Raw genomic sequence first — 21,847 nt, 5'->3', positions numbered from 1 at the left:
CCAGCGTTATCGTCGGCGTCCTTCGCGAGCAAGCTCGCTCCTACAGGTTTCACAACGCCTCGATCCCCAGCCTTTTTCCATTCGGAACAAGCTGTTACTGTACCGATCATAAAGCCCAAGCCGCCTGGATCGGATCTCTGACTTGAAGCGTCCCCTCCTTCTACTAATAAGTCTGGCCTTGAGCTTTTCCGCGAACGCGACCATCACCGAGAGCCACGGTTATGCGCAGTTCGGCACGCTCAAGTACCCGGCCAAATTCACCCACTTCGACTGGGTAAACCCCGCAGCGCCCAAGGGCGGCACTTTGCGGGTCATGGCGTTTGGCACCTTCGATACGCTCAACCCTTATACCTTCAAGGGTTCCAGCCCGGTTTCCACCGCCAACTTCCTGCAATACGGGGTCAACGAACTCAATGAGCCGTTGATGGTGGGTACCGGCCAGTACGCCCCTTCCGGCGATGAACCGACCTCCAGCTACGGCCTGATTGCCCAATCGGTGGAGTACAGCGAGGACCGCAGCTGGGTGGTGTTCAACCTGCGCCCCGAAGCGCGCTTCCACGATGGCAAGCCGATCACCGCCTACGACGTGGCGTTTTCCTATCGCACGCTGCTGACCGAAGGCCACCCGCAGTATCGCACCAACCTGCAGGAAGTGGCCCGGGTCGACATCCTTAACCGGCATCGCATTCGCTTTGTGTTCAAGCGCGCCGGCAACCCGTTGCTGATCCTGCGCCTGGGGGAGCTACCAGTATTGCCCCAGCATTACTGGAAAAACCGTGACTTCAAGGCCACCACCTTCGAGCCGCCGCTGGGCAGCGGGCCTTACCGCATCAGCAAGGTCACGCCGGGGCGGCAACTGGTGTTCGAACGGGTGAAGGATTACTGGGGCAAGGACCTGGCGGTCAACCGTGGCTTCTATAACTACGACAAGGTCGAGGTGGAGTTTTACCGCGACAGCGACGTAGCCTTCGAAGCCTTCAAGGCCGGCGAGTTCGATATCTATATCGAGCACCAGGCGAAGAACTGGGCCAACGGCTACAACTTCCCGGCGGTCAACCGTGGGGAGGTGATCAAGGCGCAGATCGCCCACCAGATCCCGACCCAAAGCCAGGGCCTGTTCATGAACAGCCGGCGCCCGGCCTTCAGCCAGGCCAAGGTGCGCGAAGCCCTGGGCTTGATGTTCGATTTCGAGTGGACCAACCGCACCCTGTTCAGCGGCGCCTATAAACGCACCCTCAGCTACTACCCCAACAGCGAATTCTCCGCCACCGGCGTGCCGACCGGCCATGAATGGCTGATGCTCTCGCCCTATCGCGATCAACTGCCGGCCAACCTGTTTACCCAGCCGTTCAGCCTGCCCCAGACCGACGGTCGCGGCATCCCCCGGGACACCATGCGCCGCGCCCTCACGTTGCTCGCCGAAGCCGGCTGGAAGCTGTCCGGGCAACGCTTGCTCAACCGTGACGGGCAACCGCTGCGCCTGGAAATCCTGCTGGTGAATCCGAACCTGGAGCGCATCCTGCAGCCCTATGTCGAAAACCTGACAAGCATCGGCGTCGAAGCCCGCTTGCGCACGGTAGACCGCGCACAGTACAAACAACGCCTCGATCAATTCGACTTCGACATGATTCTGATGACCCTCAACCAGACCCTCAGCCCCGGCCTTGAGCAGTGGCAGTATTTCCACTCCAGCCAGGCGGGGATCAAGGGCAGCAAGAATTACGCAGGCATCGCCAACCCGGTGGTCGACCATCTGCTGGAACAGTTGCTGGCGGCGCAAACCCGTGAAGAACAATTGGCAGCCGGGCGAGCGCTCGACCGCGTCCTGCTGTGGCAGCACTACAGTATTCCCAACTGGTACCTCAACTATCATCGCCTGGCGTACCGCAACCGGTTCGCCTTCGTCACCACGCCGCCCTACAGCCTGGGCCTGAGCGCATGGTGGCTGAAAGCTTCGGAGAAAGCCCAATGATGCCTTTGCGTACTGCGATCCTTGGCAGCCTGTTGTTGTGCGGCGCAGCCACTGCGGCCCCACAACATGCGCTGACCCTGTACAACGAACCACCCAAGTACCCCGCCGATTTCAAGCATGTCGATTATGTAAATCCCGACGCCCCCAAGGGCGGTACCTTTCGCGAGTCCAGCATGGGCGGCTTCGACAGCCTCAACCCCTTCATCAGCAAGGGCGTGCCGGCGGACAATATCGGCCTGATCTACGACACCCTCGCCCAGCAAAGCCTGGACGAACCCATCACCGAATACGGCCTGGTGGCCGGCAAGATCGAAAAGGCCCCGGACAACAGCTGGGTACGTTTCTACATTCGCCCCGAAGCGCGCTTCCACGACGGCCACCCGATCCGTGCCGAAGACGTGGTGTTCAGCTTCCAGACGCTGATGAAGGACGGCTCGCCGATCTACAAGACCTACTACGCCGACGTCGACGAAGTGGTCGCTGAAGACCCGCTGCGGGTGCTGTTCAAGTTCAAGCGCACCAACAACCGCGAACTGCCGCTGATCCTCGGGCAATTGACGGTATTGCCCAAGCATTACTGGGAGGGGCGCGACTTCTCCAAGGGCAACCTGGAGATTCCGCTGGGCAGCGGCCCGTACAAGGTGGCCGAGGTCAAGGCCGGGCGTTCGATCCGCTACGAGCGGGTCAAGAACTACTGGGCCAAGGACCTGCCCATCAACAAGGGCTTCTACAACTTCGATTACCGCGTCACCGATTACTACCGCGACAACACCGTGGCCCTCGAAGCACTCAAGGCCGGGCAGTTCGATTACTGGCTGGAAATCAGCGCGAAAAACTGGGCCAACGCCTACAACACCCCCGCCGTCACCCAGGGCCGCCTGATCAAGGAAGAAATTCCCAACGGCAACCCCACCGGCATGCAGGGCTTCGTGTTCAACATCCGTAAACCGATGTTCCAGGACGTACGGGTACGCAAGGCCATCAGCCTGCTGCTGGACTTTGAATGGAGCAACAAGCAACTGTTCAACGGCGCCTACACCCGCAGCCGCAGCTATTTCGAAAACTCCGAGATGGCCGCCACCGGCCTGCCCGGCCCGGCTGAGCTGGCGATTCTGGAACCGCTGCGGGACAAGGTCCCGCCTCAGGTATTCACCGAAGCCTTCGAGCCTTCCAAGACCGACGCCAGCGGCATGATCCGCACCCAGCAGCGCGAGGCCTATCAACTGCTGCAAGAGGCCGGCTGGAAGATCGTCGACGACAAAATGGTCGACACCACCGGCAAACCGGTGACCATCGAGTTCCTGCTGGCCCAGACCGAGTTCGAACGCATCCTGTTGCCGTTCAAGCGTAACCTGGCGGACTTGGGGATCGACCTGGTGATTCGCCGGGTCGACATCTCGCAGTACATCAACCGCATCCGCTCGCGGGATTTCGACATGGTGGTGGGCAGCTTCCCGCAGTCCTCCTCGCCGGGTAACGAGCAGCGCGAGTTCTGGAAGTCGTCCAGCGCCGACAAGCCCGGCAGCCGCAACTACATCGGCCTGAAAGACCCGGCCATCGACCAGTTGGTGGAAGAACTCATCGACTCCGACTCGCGCAAGAGCCTGGTGGCCCACGCCAAGGCTCTCGACCGCGTGTTGCAGTTCGGCTACTACGTGATCCCCAACTGGCACATCAAGACCTTCCGCGTGGCGTATTGGGACCACCTCGGCCATCCGAAAGTCTCACCACGCTATGACGTCGGCACCGCCACCTGGTGGAGCAAACCCGACGCGAAACCTGCAATAACCGTGGACACCAACCAGAGCGCCGATCCGGCGAGCGGGGGCGACTGAGATGCTGGCCTATATTGTTCGTCGACTGCTGCTGATCATCCCGACCCTGTTCGGCATTTTGCTGATCAACTTTGTGATCATCCAGGCCGCGCCCGGTGGCCCGGTGGAACAGATGATCGCCAAGCTCGAAGGCTTTGAAGGCGCCACCAGCCGGATTGCCGGCGGCGGTGCCGAAGTCTCGGTGGCCGGCTCCAGCTATCGCGGCGCCCAGGGCCTGGACCCGGCGCTGGTGAAGGAAATCGAGAAAATGTACGGCTTCGACAAGTCGGCGCCGGAACGCTTGTGGATCATGGTCAAGAACTACGCCCGGCTGGATTTTGGCGACAGTTTCTTTCGCGACGCCAAGGTCATCGACCTGATCAAGGAAAAGATGCCGGTGTCCATCTCCCTCGGGTTGTGGAGCACCCTGATCATGTACCTGGTGTCGATCCCCCTGGGAATCGCCAAGGCCACGCGACACGGCAGCCATTTTGACGTGTGGACCAGTTCGGCGATCATCGTCGGCTACGCGATCCCGGCGTTCCTGTTTGCGATCCTGCTGATCGTGGTGTTCGCCGGCGGCAGTTACTTCGACTGGTTTCCGTTACGCGGGCTGACGTCCAACAACTTCGACGAGTTGAGCTGGGGCGGCAAGATCCTCGATTACTTCTGGCACCTCGCCCTGCCCGTGACCGCGTTGGTGATCGGCAACTTCGCGACCATGACCCTGCTCACCAAAAACAGCTTCCTCGACGAGATCAACAAGCAGTACGTGGTCACCGCCAAAGCCAAGGGCCTGACCAATCACCGCGTGCTCTACGGCCATGTGTTTCGCAACGCGATGCTGCTGGTGATTGCCGGCTTCCCGTCGGCCTTTATCGGCATCTTCTTTACCGGCTCGTTGCTGGTGGAGGTGATCTTCTCCCTCGACGGCCTGGGCCTGATGAGCTTTGAAGCGGCGATCAACCGCGACTACCCGGTGGTATTCGGCACGCTGTTTATCTTCACCCTGCTGGGGCTGGTGGTGAAACTGATCGGTGACCTCACCTACACCCTGGTCGATCCGCGCATCGACTTCGCCAGCCGGGAGCATTGAGATGAATCTATCCCCCCTCAATCGTCGCCGGTTCGAGCGCTTCAAGGCCAACAAGCGTGGCTGGTGGTCGCTGTGGTTGTTCCTGATCCTGTTCGGCCTGAGCCTGGGTGCCGAGCTGATCGCCAACGACAAGCCGCTGGCGGTGCATTACGACGGCGACTGGTATTTCCCGGCGCTCAAGCGCTACCCCGAGACCACCTTCGGCGGCGAATTCCCGCTGGAAGCCAACTACAAGAGCCCGTATATCCGGGAGCTGCTCAAGGCCAAGGATGCCTGGACCTTGTGGGCGCCGATTCCGTACAGCTACCAGAGCATCAACTACGACCTGAAAGTTCCGGCCCCGGCCCCGCCATCACGGGACAACCTGTTGGGCACCGATGACCAGGGCCGCGATGTGCTGGCGCGAGTGATCTACGGGTTCAGGATTTCGGTGCTGTTTGCCCTGACGTTGACCGTACTCAGTTCGATCATCGGCGTGATCGCCGGGGCCTTGCAGGGTTTCTACGGTGGCTGGGTCGACCTGGCCGGGCAGCGCTTCCTGGAGATCTGGTCTGGCTTGCCGGTGCTGTATTTGCTGATCATCCTCGCCAGTTTCGTGCAGCCCAATTTCTGGTGGCTGCTGGGGATCATGCTGCTGTTTTCCTGGATGAGCCTGGTGGACGTGGTGCGCGCCGAATTCCTGCGCGGGCGTAACCTGGAATACGTGCGGGCGGCGCGGGCGCTGGGGATGCAGAACGGCGCGATCATGTTCCGTCATATCCTGCCCAACGCCATGGTCTCCACCATGACCTTCATGCCGTTCATCCTGACCGGCGCCATCGGCACCCTCACCGCCCTGGACTTCCTGGGCTTTGGCCTGCCGGCCGGCTCGCCGTCCCTGGGTGAGCTGGTGGCCCAGGGCAAATCCAACCTGCAGGCGCCGTGGCTGGGCATGAGTGCGTTTGCCGTGCTGGCGATCATGTTGAGTCTGCTGGTGTTTATCGGCGAGTCCGCTCGCGATGCCTTCGACCCGAGGAAATGAGATGAATCAGGACAATCTGATCGAAGTCCGCGACCTCTCCGTCGAGTTCGTCGTAGGCAACAGCCACCAGCGTGTGGTGAACAACGTCAGCTTCGATATCAAGCGCGGCGAAACCCTGGCCCTAGTGGGCGAAAGCGGCTCCGGCAAGTCGGTCACGGCGCACTCGATCCTGCGCCTGCTGCCCTACCCGCTGGCGCGCCATCCTTCGGGGACGATTCAGTACGCCAACCACGACTTGCTGACCCTGAAAGAAAAGACCATCCGGCATATTCGCGGCAACCGGATTGCGATGATCTTCCAGGAGCCGATGACCTCGCTGAACCCGCTGCACTCGATCGAGAAGCAGATCAACGAAGTGCTCGGCCTGCACAAGGGATTGACCGGCAAGATCGCCACCAAACGCACCCTGGAGTTGCTGGAGCTGGTAGGCATCCCCGAACCCCACAAGCGTCTCAAGGCCCTGCCCCACGAGCTGTCCGGTGGCCAGCGCCAGCGGGTGATGATCGCCATGGCCCTGGCCAACGAGCCAGAGCTGCTGATTGCCGACGAACCGACCACGGCACTCGACGTCACCGTGCAGTTGAAGATCCTGGAGCTGCTCAAGGAATTGCAGGCGCGCCTGGGCATGGCCTTGCTCTTGATCAGCCATGACTTGAACCTGGTCAGGCGCATCGCCCACCGGGTATGCGTGATGCAAAAAGGCTGCATCGTCGAGCAGGCCGAGTGCGAAACCCTGTTCCAGTCGCCGCAGCATCCGTACACCCAGGAGCTGCTTGCAGCTGAACCCAGCGGCGGCCCTGCCACCAATGAAATTGGCCCTCCGTTGCTGGAAGTCGACGACCTGAAAGTCTGGTTCCCGATCAAAAAAGGCTTCCTGCGCAACACCATCGATTACGTCAAGGCGGTAGACGGCATCAACTTCAGCCTGCCACAGGGCCAGACGTTGGGCATCGTTGGTGAAAGCGGCTCGGGCAAATCCACCCTGGGCCTGGCAATTTTGCGGCTGATTGCGAGCAAGGGCGGCATCCGCTTCGAAGGCCATCAGATGGATAAGCTGAGCCAGCAACAGGTGCGACCGCTGCGCCGGGAAATGCAGGTGGTGTTCCAGGACCCGTTCGGCAGCCTGAGCCCGCGCATGTGCGTGAGCGAGATCGTCGGCGAAGGCCTGCGTATCCACAAAATGGGCACCGCGGCCGAGCAGGAAGCAGCGATTATTGCCGCGCTCAAGGAAGTGGGCCTGGACCCGGAAACCCGTAATCGCTACCCCCACGAATTCTCTGGTGGGCAACGCCAGCGCATCGCAATCGCCCGCGCGCTGGTGCTCAAGCCCCGGCTGATTTTGCTGGATGAACCGACCTCGGCCCTCGACCGCACCGTGCAACGCCAAGTGGTGGAACTGCTGCGCAACCTGCAGGCCAAGTACAACCTGACCTACCTGTTCATCAGCCACGACCTGGCCGTGGTCAAGGCCTTGAGTCACCAGTTGATGGTGGTCAAGCACGGGCAGGCGGTTGAACAAGGGGAGGCATCTGCGATCTTCGCCAACCCCCAGCATGCCTACACCCGGCAACTGCTGGAGGCGGCGTTTTTGGTGCCCGGCCCCTAGTAGTAGAACCACCGTAGAAGCTGGGTGTCAGAAATCGGTTGAGGCCGACAGCTCACGCCAGGCGGCGGTCTCCTCCTTGACGTAAGCCAGTTTGTCCTCGATCGCCTGCAACGTGTCGGTGCCCAAGGCCAGGCGCATCGGTGGATACGGAGCTTCCACCAATTTGATCATGGCCACTGCCAGTAGCTCCGGATTACCCGGTTGCTGCTGGTTGTAGACCTTGGCCAGCTTACGCACCTCGCCGGACGTGGCGGCGTAGTCGTCGATGATCAACGGCGACTCCACCAGGGAGTTGCCGTCCAGGAAGTCAGTACGGAAATAACCCGGCTCAACCACCGTCACCTTGACGCCCAAGGGGGCGAGTTCTGCGTGCAGCGCTTCGCTTAAACCTTCAACGGCAAACTTGGTCGAGCAATACGTGCCGAATCCCGCCCCCGAACGGAAGCCGCCTACCGACGAAATATTGATCACATGCCCACTGCGCGCCTGGCGCATGAACGGCAATACACCCCGTGTGACATTGAGCAGGCCGAAGACATTGGTTTCGTACAAGCGGCGAACCTCATCGGCAGACGCCTCCTCCACCGCACCCAGCAAGCCAAAACCGGCATTGTTGACCAACACATCGATGCGCCCGAAGTGCTCGACGGCGGCGCGGGCAACATCGGCTGCCTGGGTTTCGTCGGTCACATCCAACTGTACGGCCAGCAGGCCAGGCTGCGCGCCGAAACGCTCGATGACTGCCTGGGCATTTCGGGCTGTCGCCACCACCGCATCGCCGTGGGCCAGCGCTGCCGCGACGATTTTCGCGCCGATGCCTCGGGAAGCCCCGGTTACCAGCCAAACACGCTTGAAGGAATGTGCCGTTGTCATGATCCGTACCTGATGGAGTGAAAGTGAAGTAAAGGTACGCCGTGGCATTAGCCGGAAAAATCGTCTCGTGCTACAAGCACTATGAAACTCTCTTTCATAATGGTCCGTGAATGAACCTTGATCCCTTCAATGGCTTGACCGAGTTCCTGGCCGTGGCCGAGCTGAAGAACTTCACCCAAGCCGCTGCACGTCTCGGCGTAACGCCGACGGCCGTCAGCCATGCGGTAAAAACCCTGGAGAAGCGCACGGGTGTAGTGCTGTTCCAACGCACCACGCGGCGAGTGGCGCTGACCGAGGCCGGGATGACGCTTTACAGCCGCCTGCGCCCCGCCGCCGGGGAGATCGACGACGCGCTGGCGGCCCTCATTGGCTACCGCGACCGGCCGATGGGTACCTTGCGCCTGACGGTGCCGAGGTTGTCCGGCAAGCTGCTGATCGAGCCGTTGATCCCACTCTTTCGCGAGGCGTTTCCGGATGTGGTGCTCGACATTTCCCTCGACGATGCCGCCGTGGACCTGGTGACCCAGGGCTTCGACGCCGGTATTCGCCTGGGGGAATCCATCGACAAGGATATGGTCGCCGTACGCCTGACACCGGACTTGAAGTGGTCGGTGGTGGGCTCCCCCGGCTACTTCGCCAAGGCCGGCAAGCCGCAAACCCCGGAAGCACTCACCGCCCATCAAACCATCGGCTATCGCTTCCTGACCTCGGGCGTGGCACACCGCTGGGAATTCGAGCGGGCGGGCCGGGAATTCACGGTCGGTGTTCAAGGCGCACTGATCGTCAATGACCGTAACCTGATGATCGCCGCCGCGAGAGCAGGCCAGGGCCTGGCGTACGTGAGTGATTTTGAAGTGATGGAGGACCTGGCTTCAGGCGCACTGGAACAAGTGCTCCAATCTTTCGTCCCGCCAAGCAGCGGGCTGTACCTGTATTTCCCCGCCCGAACCCAGAGCCAGCCGAAACTGCGGGCCTTTATCGACTTGGCCACCGCGTGGATTGCTGAGAAGCGTGGGCGCTGACATTGCTGCAAAAGCAAACCAATATCATTTGCGCAGTGCCCGGCCCTTTGGTTTAATCGCGACCAATTCTTATTTACGCCAAGGCTTCCACGCCACATGGATACTGTGTCGACCTCGCCCACCTCGTTCAGCGACCTCTACGGCAATCACCACGCCTGGCTGCTGGGGCTGCTGCGCAGGCGCCTGAGCAATCGCTGGGACGCGGCGGACCTGGCCCACGACACCTTCATCCGGGTACTCAAGCGCCCGCCGGCCGAAGCCGATGAGACGCAGGAGCGCTCCTATCTGGCGACCATCGCCCGGGGTCTGTGCATCGACCACTGGCGCCGTCGCCAACTGGAGCAAGCCTGGCTGCAAAGCCTCGCGGATCGGCCGCAAGCGCTGCAACCGTCGCCGGAGCAGCGGGCGATCATCGTCGAAACCCTCTACGAAGTGGACGCCATGCTCGCCCGCCTGCCCCACAAGGTGCGCGAAGCGTTCCTGCTGGCGAAGTTGCACGGCACGCCCTACAAGCAGATCGGCGAACAACTCGGGGTGGGCGAACGGATGGTGAAAAAATACCTGGCCCAGGCGCTGTTGCATTGCGCAGTGCTCGAAGCGGAACTGGACGGGATGCTCGTGGAGTGACCACCCCTGGAAAGCTCAGCCATGCCAGCCTGGAACAGGCTGCCCAATGGTACGTGCGCCTGCAGGACCAGCCAGAGTCTGCCCAGCACTGGCAGGCATGGCTCGGACAAAGTCCGGAACACCAGGCTGCCTGGGGTTATGTAGAGCGGGTCAGCCAACGCTTTGCGCCGCTGGCCGAGCAACCCCAGGGCGCCAGCCGCGCCCTGCGCACCTCCCGGCGCCAGACCCTCAAGACCCTGCTGGTGCTGTGCGCCGGTTCAACGCTGGCCTGGGGCACTTGGCGCAACACTGCCTTGCCCCGGCTGGTGGGAGGCTGGAGTGCGGATTACGCAACCGCCAGCGGTGAAACCCGCGAAGCGCTGCTGGACGATGGCAGCCGCCTGTGGCTGAACGCCCTGAGCGCCCTGGATGTACGTTTTGACCGGGTCCAGCGCTTGCTGCACCTGCGCTTCGGCGAAGTGCTGGTCGAGACCGCCAAGGACCCGAACCGCCCGTTCCTGGTGGAGACTCAACAGGGTCGCCTGCGGGCACTCGGGACCCGCTTCAGCGTGTTGCAGGACGGCGACAGCACCTTGCTCAATGTGTTTGAAGGCCGGGTCGAAGTGCGCACCGCCGCCAGCCAGCAACAACGAATCATCGAGGCCGGGCAACAAGTGACCTTCACCCGCGACGGGTTCAACCTTAATTCACCCGCATCCGCCACCCGTGAGGCCTGGAGCCGTGGCGTGTTGCTGGCTGACAACCTGCCGCTTGGCCAACTGGTCGCCGAGCTCAACCGTTATCGACCCGGCCACCTGGGCTGTGATCCGGCCGTGGCGCAATTGCCGGTGATGGGCTCGTTCCCCCTCAAAGACAGCGACCACGCACTGCGCCTGCTACAGGCCGCGCTGCCGATTCAGGTCGACACACTCATGCCGTGGTGGGTCACGGTCAGGCCCAAACACCCAGGCGCATAAAAACTTTCAGCCGTCAGTTCCCTTTTTCAAAACTCGTTCGGTTAACCCTGCAGATGCTTTTAATTCGCCGATCGATTTGATCCAAAGGGAATGTTCATGTCGCAACCCGCTCTCTTCACTTTGCGCCCGCTGGCGCTGGCCGTTACCGCTACCTTGCTGTGCCTGGGCACGCTCGACGCGCAAGCCGCCGAGTCGCCGTCGACCCAGGAAACGGCCCGCAACTACAGCATCGCCGCCGGCTCGCTGGTCAATGTGTTGAACAGCTTCGCCGAGCAGTCCGGGATCTTTATCGCCGGCCACAACGGCCTGGCCTCCGGCAAGACCAGCCCGGGCCTGAAAGGCAGCTACACCCCGGCCAGCGGTTTGCAGCGCCTGTTACAGGGCAGCGGCTTGCAGGCCCAGCCCCAGGGCAACAACGGCTACGTGCTGGAGTTGATTCCGGCCAACACCGGCGCCCTGGAACTGGGCGCCACCACCATCTCCGGCGAAGGCCTCGGCGCCACCACCGAAGACACCCATTCCTACACCACCGGCGCCATGGCCTCGGCCATCGGCCTGGCGCTGTCGATGCGTGAGACGCCGCAGTCGGTAACGGTGATCACCCGCCAGCAAATGGACGACCAGGGCTCCACCAGCATCGCCGACACCCTGCGCCGCGCACCGGGCGTGAGCGTGCAGAACTACGACAGCGAACGCTGGGAGTTTTCCAGCCGCGGCCTGCCGATCACCAATTTCCAGTACGACGGCGTCAACTCCACCTACGACGGCGTGTATGACTACGGCACCACCAGCACCGACATGGCGGTGTATGACCGACTGGAAATCATCAAGGGTTCGGCGGGCCTGATGTCCGGTTCGGGCGACCCCTCGGCCACGGTCAACCTGATTCGCAAAAAGCCCACCCGGGACTTCAAGGCCTCCGTCACGCAGACCTTCGGCTCGTGGGACAACTACCGCACCGAAGGCGATATTTCCGGGCCGCTGACCGACTCCGGTAACGTGCGCGGGCGTTTTGTCGGCGTGTACCAGGATCGCCAGTCGTACCTGGACCACTACCAGAACACCAAGGACATCGCCTACGGCATTCTCGAAGCGGACCTGACGCCGGACACCCTGCTGACCTTTGGCATCGACCAACAAGACACCCGCTCCCGTGGCGCCAGCTGGACCGGTTTCCCGATGTACTTCAGCAACGGTGCACGCACCGACTTCTCGCGTTCCTTCAACCCGGCCGCCGACTGGAGCCGCCGCGACTTCCAGAACCAGACCCTGTTTGCCTCGGTGCAACAAAAGCTCGCGAACGACTGGTCGCTGAAAGTCAGCCTCGATCGCAAGCGCAGCCAGCACGACACCCTGCTCGCCTCCGCCAGCGGCGGCAACCCGGACCCGGTCACGGGCGATGGGATGTACATGTTTATGGGTAAGTACAAGGGTGACCAGGTGCAAAACACCCTGGACATCAACCTCAATGGCCCCTTCAGCCTGTTCGGGCGCGAGCATGAATTGATCATGGGCTTCATGGCCACCCGCTCCAAACAGGACGTGCCGGTGTACGGTTCGGTCTACCCGCCCGTGGGCGGCAGCATTTATGACTGGCGTGGCGAATACCCGAAACCCGATATCCCCCGCAGCGGCCAGAACGACATCGTGCAACGCCAGACCGGCGCGTACCTCGCCACGCGCTTGAAACCCACCGATGACCTGTCGGTGATCCTGGGCACCCGCGTCAGTAACTTCAGCGGCACCGACAACACCGACTTCTATGACCCGACCAAGGCCGACAACCGCATGACCTATCGCCAGTCGGGCGTGGTCACGCCCTATGCCGGGATCGTCTACGACCTCAATGACGTCTGGTCGGTCTACACCAGCTACACCAAGATCTACAAGCCGCAGAACAGCAAGGACGCCGACCGCAAGTTGCTCGATCCGATTGAAGGCGACACCTACGAAGCCGGGCTCAAGGCAGCGTTTTTCGACGGCCGCCTGAACGCCAGCTTCGCCGTATTCCGCATCGAACAGGACAACGTTGCGCAGTACGTTTCCGGGTTTGAGACCGACTCGGTGTATCGCCCGATTGCCGGTGCCACCACCAAGGGCTTTGAAGTCGAACTGGCCGGTGAAGTGCTGGATGGCTGGAACGTTTCGGCGGGCTACACCTACCAGCACTCCCGCGATGCCAATGGCGATTACGTCTACGGCTCCGTACTGCAAACCACCACGCCGCAGCAAGTGGTGCGGTTGTTCAACACCTATCGCCTGCCCGGTGCCCTGGAGAACCTGACGGTGGGCGGCGGCGTGAACTGGCAGAGCGAGTTCTTCGGCAATGTGTTCCAGCCGGACCCCAACGACTCGATGAATTTCGGCCACAACTCACGCATCACCCAGGACAGCTACTTCCTGGTGGACGTGATGGCGCGCTACCGGTTCAACGAGCACTTGAGCACCACGTTGAACGTGAAGAATCTGTTCGATAAAAAGTACTACACCGGCCTGGGCAACTTCGGCACCGGTTTCTACGGCGAGCCGCGCAGCCTGCAATTGGCGACCCGCTGGGATTTCTGACCTGCGATCGTGGCGGCTCAGTCGATGCCTGTGTAATGATCTGCGCTCGATCTTGTTCGAGATGGAGCTGCAGACATGTCGCTGAACGCCACTGATCAACTGTCACGGGCACCGCGCTTCTGGCGCGACGAAACCCTGCCCTTTATCGAGGCGCGGACCATCTCTGACGGGCGCAAGGTCTGCTATACCCGGCATTCCCATGAGCATTTTTCCATCGGCGCAATCACCGCTGGCAAGAGCCTGTACCTCCATGGTGTGTCCACCTTCCAGATCAGCGCCGGCACCGTGGTGCTGATGAACCCTGGCGATGTCCACGCCTGCAATCCTCTCTACGACCAGCCCTGGTCGTATCACATGCTGTACATCGACACGGCCTGGCTGACGGACCTGCAGCACCAGTTGGGCTTCAGTACCGAGCTGGGTTTTCGCCCGTTCACTGCCACTCATACTCGCGACGTCGTGCTGTATAGCGGTTTGATCGAGCTGTATGAGGTATTGGTGGACGAGCAAGCGGAACACCTGCACAAGCAGAGCGCCGCGGTGAGTTTCTTTACCGAGGTCCAGCAACGGCTCAACCCGTCGACGACACCGTTGCGTGAGGTGAATCAAAAGCTGGAACGGGCGGCCGAGTACATTCGTGAGCACTGCACCGAGGCCCTGAAACTGGAGGCTATCTGCCAGGTCGCCGAGCTGTCGCCGTCGTACCTGATCCGCGCGTTCAAGCAGTATTACGGCATGACGCCCCATGCGTTCCTGGTCAACCGCCGCATCCAGTTTGCGCGCGCACAACTGCGCAATGGCGAGCTGATTGCCAACGTGGCACTGGCCGCCGGTTTCGCCGATCAGGCGCATTTCCAACGCACCTTCAAACAACATCTGGCGGCCACGCCCGGGCAATACCGCGGCTGACTTACGCCAGCAGCAAATACCCCACGCTGGCCACCAGCAACGCCGCCATCGATCGATTGAACAGGCGCATGCCCTGGGGGTTACTCAGGTAGCGTCGCAGGAAGGTCCCGGCGTAGGCCCAGCACGCCACCGACAGGTAGCAAATCACCAGGTAGATCGCCGCAAACAGCCAGACTTGCTGTGCATCGCCATCGGCGACAAACAGCCCCATGCCTGCCACGCACGCCAACCAGGCCTTGGGGTTGAGCCACTGCATGATCGCGCCGTAGAGCATCGAGGGCGCCGTGGCCGTGCCTTCAGCGTCCAGTCGCCCATCGTCCACCGCCAGCTTCCAGGCCATGTACAACAGGAAAGCCACCCCGCCCCATTGAATCAACTGGGTCAGCAGCGGCCAGCGCACCAGAACCTCGTGCAGCCCCAGGCCAATCAATACCAACAGCAAGGTGAATCCCAGCGCCGCCCCGGCCACGTGTTTTTGGCTGGCGGCAAACCCAAAGCGCGCCCCTGAGCTGATGGCCACGACATTCACCGGTCCCGGCGTGATGGAAGTGGCCAGGGCGAAGGCGGCCATGGAAATGATCAAGCTCATTGCAGTTCCTTGTTGTTATGCAGGTATGAGCTGAACCTTAAGGGGAAGACGGATCGCGGTATTGAAGAAAATGCCCCTGGCGAGCCTACTCCCCTGTCATCCGCTCCATGCTGTTGCTCAAGTGCAGCAGCATGGCGGCTCTGGCGGCATCCGGGTCCTGGCGGCGAATGGCTTTCAGGATCGCCTCGTGCTCAAGGTTCGCCAGCCGCCCCAACTCCATCAGGTCCGCGTCGCCGCGCTCTTCGGCGTTGATTCGGGTGCGCGGGATTACCGAGTTGCCCAGGTGATAAATCACGTCGGTGAAATAGGTGTTGCCGGTGGCCTGGGCGATCAGGCGATGGAAGCGCACGTCGGGTTCAACGGCGCTGTCGTTATTGGCCAGTGAGTCCTGGTAATTATCCAGTGCCTGGCGCATCTGCTGCAGTTGTTCGTCGGTACGGCGAAGGGCTGCCAACGCCGCTGCCTGGGTTTCCAGGCCCATGCGCAGCTCAAGAATGCCGCGCACGCTGGCCGCGGTGTCGTGGGTCAGGTGCAGGCCTTGGCGTTCGTCGCGCTCCAGCACAAAGGTGCCGACACCGTGGCGGGTTTCCACCAGCCCGGCGGCCTGCAATTTGGAGAGTGCTTCGCGTACCACCGTGCGGCTGACACCGTACTCACCCACGATAGCGGACTCGGACGGCAGCTTCTCACCCGGCGCCATCTGGCCCAGGAGAATCTGCTGGGTCAATGCGGTGACGATATCGTGGGCAAGGCCCGGGGAGCGCTTGCGATTAAGTGCCGAGGTGGGGTTTTGCATCAGGAATTCCGTTCAGGGGCGCCTGGCAATACTAGCATTCTTATAAGCCCTAACTTGTATGACAACAAACAAATACCTGTAGGAGCGAGCTTGCTCGCAAAAAAGCCAGCCACACCGCAAACCTTCAACATTACCGCGTAATCGTTGAGGATTTTCGCGAGCAAGCTCGCTCCTACAAAGTGTTGCCATCTCTGAAATTGCAGTTGTATGATGTCTTTTAAGTTGTCAGACATCTCTGGTAACCCAAGCAGTTCCCCGCACAACAATAATCAGTGGGAGTTTTACCTCGTGACCTCTTCCAGCCCTGCGACAGCTGCGCCTGCCACCGACCCGGTCCTGGCCCGCGCGATCAAGAAAGTGAAGAGCCACGTGCTCCCGCTCTTCGTGATCATGTTCATCGTCAACTACATCGACCGCGTCAACATCGGCTTTGTGCGTACCCATATGGAACACGACCTGGGCATCGGTGCGGCCGCCTACGGCTTCGGCGCCGGGTTGTTTTTTATCGGCTACGCGCTGTTCGAAGTGCCGTCCAACATGCTCCTGCAAAAAGTCGGCGCGCGCATCTGGCTGACCCGCATCATGTTCACCTGGGGCATCACCGCGACGTTGATGGCCTTCATCCAGAACGAAACCCACTTCTACATCCTGCGCTTCCTGCTGGGCGTGGCCGAAGCCGGTTTCTTCCCTGGGGTGATCTACTACTTCACCCGCTGGTTGCCTGGTGTCGAACGCGGCAAGGCGATTGCGATTTTCCTCAGCGGCTCGGCCCTCGCCTCGCTGATCTCCGGCCCCTTGTCCGGCGTGCTGTTGCAAATCACCGGCCTTGGCCTGCACGGCTGGCAGTGGATGTACATCATCGAAGGCATGGCCTCGGTGCTGCTGTGCTTTTTCGTGTGGTTCTGGCTCGACTCCAAGCCCCACGACGCCAAATGGCTCAGCCTTGAAGAAAAGGATGCGCTGGTGGGCGAGATCGACCGCGAACAGCGCGAGCGTGACGCCGCCACCACGGTCAAGCCGACCCTGGGCAAGCTGCTCAAGGACCGCCAGATCATGCTGTTCTGTGCCCTGTACTTCTGCATCCAGCTCACCATCTACGCCGCCACTTTCTGGCTGCCGAGCATCATCAAAAAGATGGGCGACCTGAGCGACATTCAGGTGGGCTTCTACAACTCGATCCCGTGGTTGATTTCCATCATCGCGATGTATGCCTTCGCTGCCTTGGCGGGCAAGTTCAAGTTCCAGCAAGCGTGGGTCGCGGCGGCACTGTTGATCGCTGCCGTCGGGATGTTCCTGTCCACCACCGGCGGGCCGATCTTTGCCTTTATCGCGATCTGCTTTGCGGCGATTGGCTTCAAGTCGGCGTCCTCGCTGTTCTGGCCAATTCCCCAGGGTTACCTGGATGCGCGGATCGCGGCGGCAGTGATTGCGTTGATCAACTCCATCGGCAACCTCGGCGGGTTTGTCGCACCCACCACCTTTGGTTTCCTGGAACAGACCACCGGTTCGATCCAGGGCGGTTTGTATGGCCTGGCGGGCACTTCGATCCTTGCGGCGATCCTGGTGTTTTTTGCCAGGACACTGCCTGCACCGACCACCAGCAGCGTGCTGCAACCCGCCCCCGTCTTGAGCAAATAAGGACTACACGATGAACACAGAACACCAGCACCACGCCAACGGCGCCCCGGTCGTTACCGGCCTGCAAGTCATCCCGGTGGCCGGCCACGACAGCATGCTGCTCAACCTCAGCGGCGCCCACGGGCCGTTTTTCACGCGCAATATCGTGATCCTTACCGACAGCGCCGGCCGTACCGGCGTCGGTGAAGTACCGGGTGGAGAACGCATCCGCGAAACCCTCGAAGACGCCCGCAGCCTGGTGATCGGCAAGCCCATCGGCCAGTACCAGAGCATCCTCAATGCCATGCGCCAGACCTTCGCCGCGCGGGATTCGGCGGGCCGGGGTTTGCAGACGTTTGACCTGCGCGTCACCATCCATGCCGTCACGGCGATGGAAGCCGCGCTCCTGGATTTGCTCGGCCAATTCCTCGAAGTCCCGGTCGCTGCACTCTTGGGTGAAGGCCAGCAGCGCGATGCGGTGAAGATGCTCGGCTACCTGTTCTACATCGGTGATCGCCAGCAAACCGACCTGGCCTATCGCAGTGAAGACAATGCCGAGGACTGGTTCCGCCTGCGGCACGAACAGGCCATGACCCCCGAAGCCATCGTGCGCCTGGCTGAGGCGGCCAAGGCGCAATACGGTTTCAATGACTTCAAACTCAAGGGCGGCGTACTGCGCGGCGCCGAAGAAATCGAAGCGGTCACGGCGCTGGCCGAACGCTTCCCCGATGCGCGCATCACCCTGGACCCCAACGGCGCCTGGTCGCTGAAAGAGGCCATTGCGCTGTGCCGCGACCAGCACCATGTGCTGGCCTACGCCGAAGACCCTTGTGGTGCGGAAAACGGTTACTCCGGGCGTGAAGTCATGGCCGAATTCCGCCGTGCCACCGGGCTGCCGACCGCCACCAACATGATCGCCACCGACTGGCGGGAAATGGGGCACGCGATCCAGTTGCAGTCCGTGGACATTCCGCTGGCCGATCCACACTTCTGGACCATGCAAGGCTCCGTGCGCGTGGCGCAGATGTGCCACGAATGGGGCCTGACCTGGGGCTCGCATTCCAACAACCACTTCGATATTTCCCTGGCGATGTTCACCCAGGTGGCCGCCGCCGCGCCGGGGGAAATCACTGCCATCGACACCCACTGGATCTGGCAGGACGGCCAGCGGTTGACCAAGGCTCCATTGAAGATCGTCGACGGGCATATCAAGGTCCCGGCCAAACCGGGCCTGGGCATAGACATCGACATGGACGCCGTGGCCCACGCCCACGAACTGTACAAAGGCATGGGTTTGGGTGCGCGTAATGACAGCGTGGCGATGCAGTTCATGATTCAGGGCTGGACGTTCGATAACAAGCGGCCGTGCCTGGTGCGCTGACCTCAGTTGAAGATCATCGAAAAGTGCGCGCCCACCCCGGCGCGCACGCCCTCGCCTACTGCCAGCGCTACCGAACCGCCGGCCAGGTTGGCGTCACCACAGGCAAACACGCCGGGCACCGTGGTCTGGCGCGTCTCGTTGGTCAGCAGATAAGGTCCGGTCGGTCCTTCGACAAACTCACACCCCAACTGCTCGGCCAGCGGGCTGGCCATGCGCGTTCGGGACATGGTGAACATACCGTCCAGGGCGATCACCCGGCCGTCTGCCAACTCCACATCCGCCCGCTCACCGACAATCCGCCGCACCGCCCGGCTTTCGACGCTGACCCCGCGCCGATCCAGTTGCGCCTGCTGTTCGGCATCCGGCACAAACACGGCGTTGGTAAATAGCGTGGTGGTGCCCCAGTCCGGCAGCATCATGGCGTGATGCATCGCCAGCGGTGACGTCGCCAGCACGCCGATGCGGCCTTGATTCAACTCATAGCCGTGGCAATACGGGCAATGGAACACCTGCTTGCCCCAGCGCTCTTTCAGCCCCTCGACCTCGGGCAACTCATCCACCACGCCGGTGGCGAGAATCAGGCGCTTAGCGTTGAACCCACCGTTGCAGCGGGTTTGCACCATGAAACCGTCCTGGTTTTGAATCGCTTCAACGGCCGTGTCCTGCACCCAGGTCACCGTCGAATACTCCATCAACTGCCCTCGGCCTTCGGCAGCGATCGTCTCAGGCGGCTGGCCATCCTGGCCGAGGAAACCATGGGAGGTGGCCGCAAACCGATTGCGCCGCTGCCCGGCATCAATCACCAGCACCTTGCGCCGAGCCCGCGCCAGTTGCAGGCCGGCAGACATTCCGGCGTAGCTGCCGCCCACGATAATCACGTCGTAAACCATGAAGATGACCTCTCTGGTGGCCCTTGCATCGATTGCCGGGCACTCACGACACACCATAAGTTACATAAAAATACTTCGTCAAGAGTCTCGCAACTCTAATCGTTACGAACGATACTTTCGGGCAGGAAATCCAGAGGCTTGCAGATGAGAAACGACACCCGACTTTCGCGCATGCTCCACGTGCTGATCCACATGGGCCGCCACGAGGAACGCGCCACCTCGGAGACCATCGCGCAGATGCTCGGCACCAACGCGGTGGTGGTGCGCCGCACCCTCGGCCTGCTCAAGGAGAAGGGTTATGTGCGTTCGGAAAAAGGCCATCAGGGCGGCTGGAGCCTGGGCAAACCCTTGAGTGAGATCACGTTGCTGGACATCCACAACGCCCTCGGCACGTCGTCGATCTTTGCCGTCGGCTTGTCCACTGATCACCCGCAGTGCCTGGTAGAACAGGCCGTCAACGCGGCGCTGAACCAGGCGTTTGATGACGCCCAGGCGTTGCTGCTGCAGCGCTTGGGAGAAGTGACGCTGGCGCAGTTGGCGGATGATTTTGACGAGCGCTACCAGGTAGCGCTGACGCCGGCGCCTTGCGCGTAATGCCTTCGGCGCCCTAAGCGCCGCCCACCGAACGCCACGCGGCCTCGGCCAGGGTCTCGCGATAGAGCCGCGGGCTGCTGGTCGCCCGCCCGGCCAGCCAGGCGCGGCAGTAGGTATCGGCCTGGCCGATGATCAATGCCGGCAACAGCTCGGCCGGTACCTGGTTGAGTTGATCAGCACGCCCAGGTAGCACCATCCACTCCTTCAGCAATGCATTGCGCGCCTGGTTGCGGCTTTCCAGCTCGGCGGCGAATGGCCCCTTGGTCACGGCGAAATGCGCGTGGTACTGGAAACGCGCCCATTGCGGTTCGCTGTCTACCCAATCGACATAGCTGTGGACCAGCGCATACACGCCCTCCTTTGCCGTTTCGGCCGATTCAAGATAGCGCCCACGCAATTCGGCTTGATCTTCCAGCGCGGTAAAAAACAGCGCGGCGACCAAGCCTTCCTTGTTGCCGAAGTGGTGATAGATCGCGCCGACGCTGGTGTCGCAGCGTGCGCGGATCATCTCGATGGTGGTGGCTTCAAGGCCCTGTTCGTTGAACAGGTCGAGGGCTGACTTGAAGATATCGCGCTTCAATTCGGCCCTTCGGCCAGGGAAGCAACGCTGGAGCAGATCCGGGGTTTGCATGCTGAACACGAACTCAATCGTTGAAGAAAGGATAAGCCTGGGCAGCTTGACAGATTTCCCATGGGCAGAATACTGTTCCGTTACAGAACATTATTCTGTATCGGAACAGTATTCCGTAACCTTACCAGAATGAGGCAGCACCATGAGTCAGGCTCTTAGCATGTTCAATAGTGTCGGTCCCGAAGCGTTCAGCAAACTGGCGTGCCAGATGGCGCCCTACTTCAGCACGATCAATCCGTTGATGACCCAGTTGCGTCCGGGGTTTGCCTCGGTGGAGGTGCCGTTCAGCAAGGCAATCACTAATCACCTGGGAACAGTGCATGCGATTGCCATGTGCAACGCTGCGGAACTGGCGGCGGGGACGATGACCGACGTATCCGTGCCGCCGGGTGCGCGGTGGATTCCCAAGGGGATGACGGTGGAGTACTTGGCCAAGGCTAAAAGCAGCGTGACGGCGACGGCCAGTGGTGAGGGGATTGACTGGCAAACGGCGGGTGACAAGGTAGTGCCGGTGGAGATGCTGGATGCGGAGGGGAAATTGGTGTTTACCGCGCGGATTATCATGAACGTGAAATTGGGGTGATGGTGTTGGTGGTTGGGACGGGGGGCATATCCGTTTCTTCGGTTATGGCTGATATGGGTTCCGCTCTTACAGCGGCTCACTTTTGAACAGCGCAAAAGTAAGCAAAACGCTCTTGCCCCACCACTCGGCACCTCGCTTGGGCTCGGTGTGCCCTCACTCCGGCTTTGGACCGTGGGCCGCCGCGATGGGCCATCCTTGGCCCAGCGCGGCTAACCCGGCGTCCTGCCGGGTTACCCACGCTCCAAAGCCTGCGTTCGGCCAGCGTGGTTTAACGGGGCGCCTAAGATCAAGATCAAAAGCAGATC

Annotated in this window: 19 protein-coding genes; 14 read left to right on the top strand and 5 right to left on the bottom strand. The window is 61.4% G+C overall.

The features are described 5' to 3' along the window. The first annotated feature begins 142 nt into the window (after positions 1-142). The 5 genes from AU074_RS05475 to AU074_RS05455 are packed head-to-tail and all read left to right on the top strand — an operon-like array spanning position 143 to position 7,509. Entirely contained in the window at positions 143-1,972 is a 1,830-nt protein-coding gene (locus AU074_RS05475) for an extracellular solute-binding protein (protein WP_076013852.1), read from the top strand. Continuing rightward, positions 1,969-3,807, top strand: a complete 1,839-nt coding sequence (locus tag AU074_RS05470) for an extracellular solute-binding protein (RefSeq protein WP_076013851.1) — start codon at positions 1,969-1,971, stop codon at positions 3,805-3,807. The genes AU074_RS05475 and AU074_RS05470 overlap by 4 nt, the downstream gene beginning before the upstream one ends. Before the next feature lies 1 nt (position 3,808). After that, positions 3,809-4,882 (top strand): microcin C ABC transporter permease YejB, encoded by a 1,074-nt coding sequence (locus AU074_RS05465; RefSeq protein WP_017477557.1) that lies wholly within the window; start codon positions 3,809-3,811, stop codon positions 4,880-4,882. Position 4,883: 1 nt separating this feature from the next. Next, on the top strand, positions 4,884-5,903 hold the full coding sequence (locus tag AU074_RS05460; protein ID WP_076013850.1) for an ABC transporter permease: 1,020 nt from the start codon (positions 4,884-4,886) through the stop codon (positions 5,901-5,903). 1 nt (position 5,904) lies between these two features. Next, positions 5,905-7,509, top strand: coding sequence for an ABC transporter ATP-binding protein (locus AU074_RS05455; protein ID WP_076013849.1), 1,605 nt, complete (start codon positions 5,905-5,907; stop codon positions 7,507-7,509). Positions 7,510-7,536: 27 nt separating this feature from the next. Here the strand turns inward: AU074_RS05455 and AU074_RS05450 are convergent, their stop codons facing one another. Beyond that, positions 7,537-8,382 (bottom strand): oxidoreductase, encoded by an 846-nt coding sequence (locus tag AU074_RS05450; RefSeq protein ID WP_076013848.1) that lies wholly within the window; start codon positions 8,380-8,382, stop codon positions 7,537-7,539. 110 nt (positions 8,383-8,492) lie between these two features. On the opposite strand from AU074_RS05450, the gene AU074_RS05445 reads away from it, so the two are divergent. The 5 genes from AU074_RS05445 (at position 8,493) to AU074_RS05425 (ending at position 14,461) form a co-directional block, all read left to right on the top strand. Continuing rightward, positions 8,493-9,404 carry a LysR family transcriptional regulator gene (locus AU074_RS05445; protein WP_076013847.1) on the top strand — a complete coding sequence of 304 codons (912 nt, stop codon included), beginning with the start codon at positions 8,493-8,495 and terminating at the stop codon, positions 9,402-9,404. A gap of 96 nt (positions 9,405-9,500) precedes the next feature. Then, on the top strand, positions 9,501-10,031 hold the full coding sequence (locus tag AU074_RS05440) for a sigma-70 family RNA polymerase sigma factor (RefSeq protein WP_076013846.1): 531 nt from the start codon (positions 9,501-9,503) through the stop codon (positions 10,029-10,031). After that, positions 10,028-10,987, top strand: a complete 960-nt coding sequence (locus AU074_RS05435) for a FecR domain-containing protein (RefSeq protein WP_076013845.1) — start codon at positions 10,028-10,030, stop codon at positions 10,985-10,987. Before AU074_RS05440 ends, AU074_RS05435 begins: the two co-directional genes overlap by 4 nt. Positions 10,988-11,077: 90 nt before the next feature. After that, positions 11,078-13,552, top strand: a complete 2,475-nt coding sequence (locus tag AU074_RS05430; RefSeq protein ID WP_083676638.1) for a TonB-dependent siderophore receptor — start codon at positions 11,078-11,080, stop codon at positions 13,550-13,552. 75 nt (positions 13,553-13,627) lie between these two features. Then, the gene (locus AU074_RS05425; protein ID WP_076013844.1) at positions 13,628-14,461 is read left to right on the top strand and encodes an AraC family transcriptional regulator; all 834 of its coding nucleotides are present in this window, start codon (positions 13,628-13,630) and stop codon (positions 14,459-14,461) included. Position 14,462: 1 nt separating this feature from the next. On the opposite strand, the gene AU074_RS05420 is transcribed toward AU074_RS05425, so the two are convergent. Both AU074_RS05420 and AU074_RS05415 read right to left on the bottom strand, forming a co-directional pair. Beyond that, positions 14,463-15,050, bottom strand: a complete 588-nt coding sequence (locus AU074_RS05420; RefSeq protein ID WP_076013843.1) for a LysE family translocator — start codon at positions 15,048-15,050, stop codon at positions 14,463-14,465. Between the two features lie 85 nt (positions 15,051-15,135). Next, positions 15,136-15,846, bottom strand: a complete 711-nt coding sequence (locus tag AU074_RS05415; RefSeq protein WP_076013842.1) for a FadR/GntR family transcriptional regulator — start codon at positions 15,844-15,846, stop codon at positions 15,136-15,138. Between the two features lie 288 nt (positions 15,847-16,134). Between AU074_RS05415 and AU074_RS05410 the strand changes: the two genes are divergently transcribed. Further along, entirely contained in the window at positions 16,135-17,484 is a 1,350-nt protein-coding gene (locus AU074_RS05410; protein ID WP_076013989.1) for an MFS transporter, read from the top strand. A 10-nt stretch (positions 17,485-17,494) separates the two neighbouring features. After that, complete coding sequence (gudD, locus tag AU074_RS05405; protein ID WP_076013841.1) at positions 17,495-18,844, top strand: glucarate dehydratase; 1,350 nt, start codon at positions 17,495-17,497, stop codon at positions 18,842-18,844. 2 nt (positions 18,845-18,846) lie between these two features. Here gudD and AU074_RS05400 read toward each other — a convergent pair whose 3' ends face one another. Then, positions 18,847-19,734 (bottom strand): NAD(P)/FAD-dependent oxidoreductase, encoded by an 888-nt coding sequence (locus tag AU074_RS05400; protein WP_076013840.1) that lies wholly within the window; start codon positions 19,732-19,734, stop codon positions 18,847-18,849. A gap of 144 nt (positions 19,735-19,878) precedes the next feature. Here AU074_RS05400 and AU074_RS05395 point away from each other — a divergent pair, with 144 nt between their 5' ends. After that, positions 19,879-20,328: an Rrf2 family transcriptional regulator gene (locus tag AU074_RS05395; RefSeq protein WP_076013839.1), complete on the top strand. Its 450-nt coding sequence runs from the start codon at positions 19,879-19,881 to the stop codon at positions 20,326-20,328. Between the two features lie 13 nt (positions 20,329-20,341). Here AU074_RS05395 and AU074_RS05390 read toward each other — a convergent pair whose 3' ends face one another. Beyond that, positions 20,342-20,959, bottom strand: a complete 618-nt coding sequence (locus AU074_RS05390; RefSeq protein ID WP_076013838.1) for a TetR/AcrR family transcriptional regulator — start codon at positions 20,957-20,959, stop codon at positions 20,342-20,344. Between the two features lie 142 nt (positions 20,960-21,101). Between AU074_RS05390 and AU074_RS05385 the strand changes: the two genes are divergently transcribed. Then, positions 21,102-21,542 (top strand): hotdog fold domain-containing protein, encoded by a 441-nt coding sequence (locus AU074_RS05385; protein ID WP_076013837.1) that lies wholly within the window; start codon positions 21,102-21,104, stop codon positions 21,540-21,542. Positions 21,543-21,847: the final 305 nt, after the last annotated feature.

The sequence above is a fragment of the Pseudomonas sp. ATCC PTA-122608 genome (assembly GCF_001952855.1).
Taxonomy (GTDB): Bacteria; Pseudomonadota; Gammaproteobacteria; order Pseudomonadales; family Pseudomonadaceae; genus Aquipseudomonas.
This window is presented reverse-complemented; position numbering and strand designations above follow the sequence as displayed.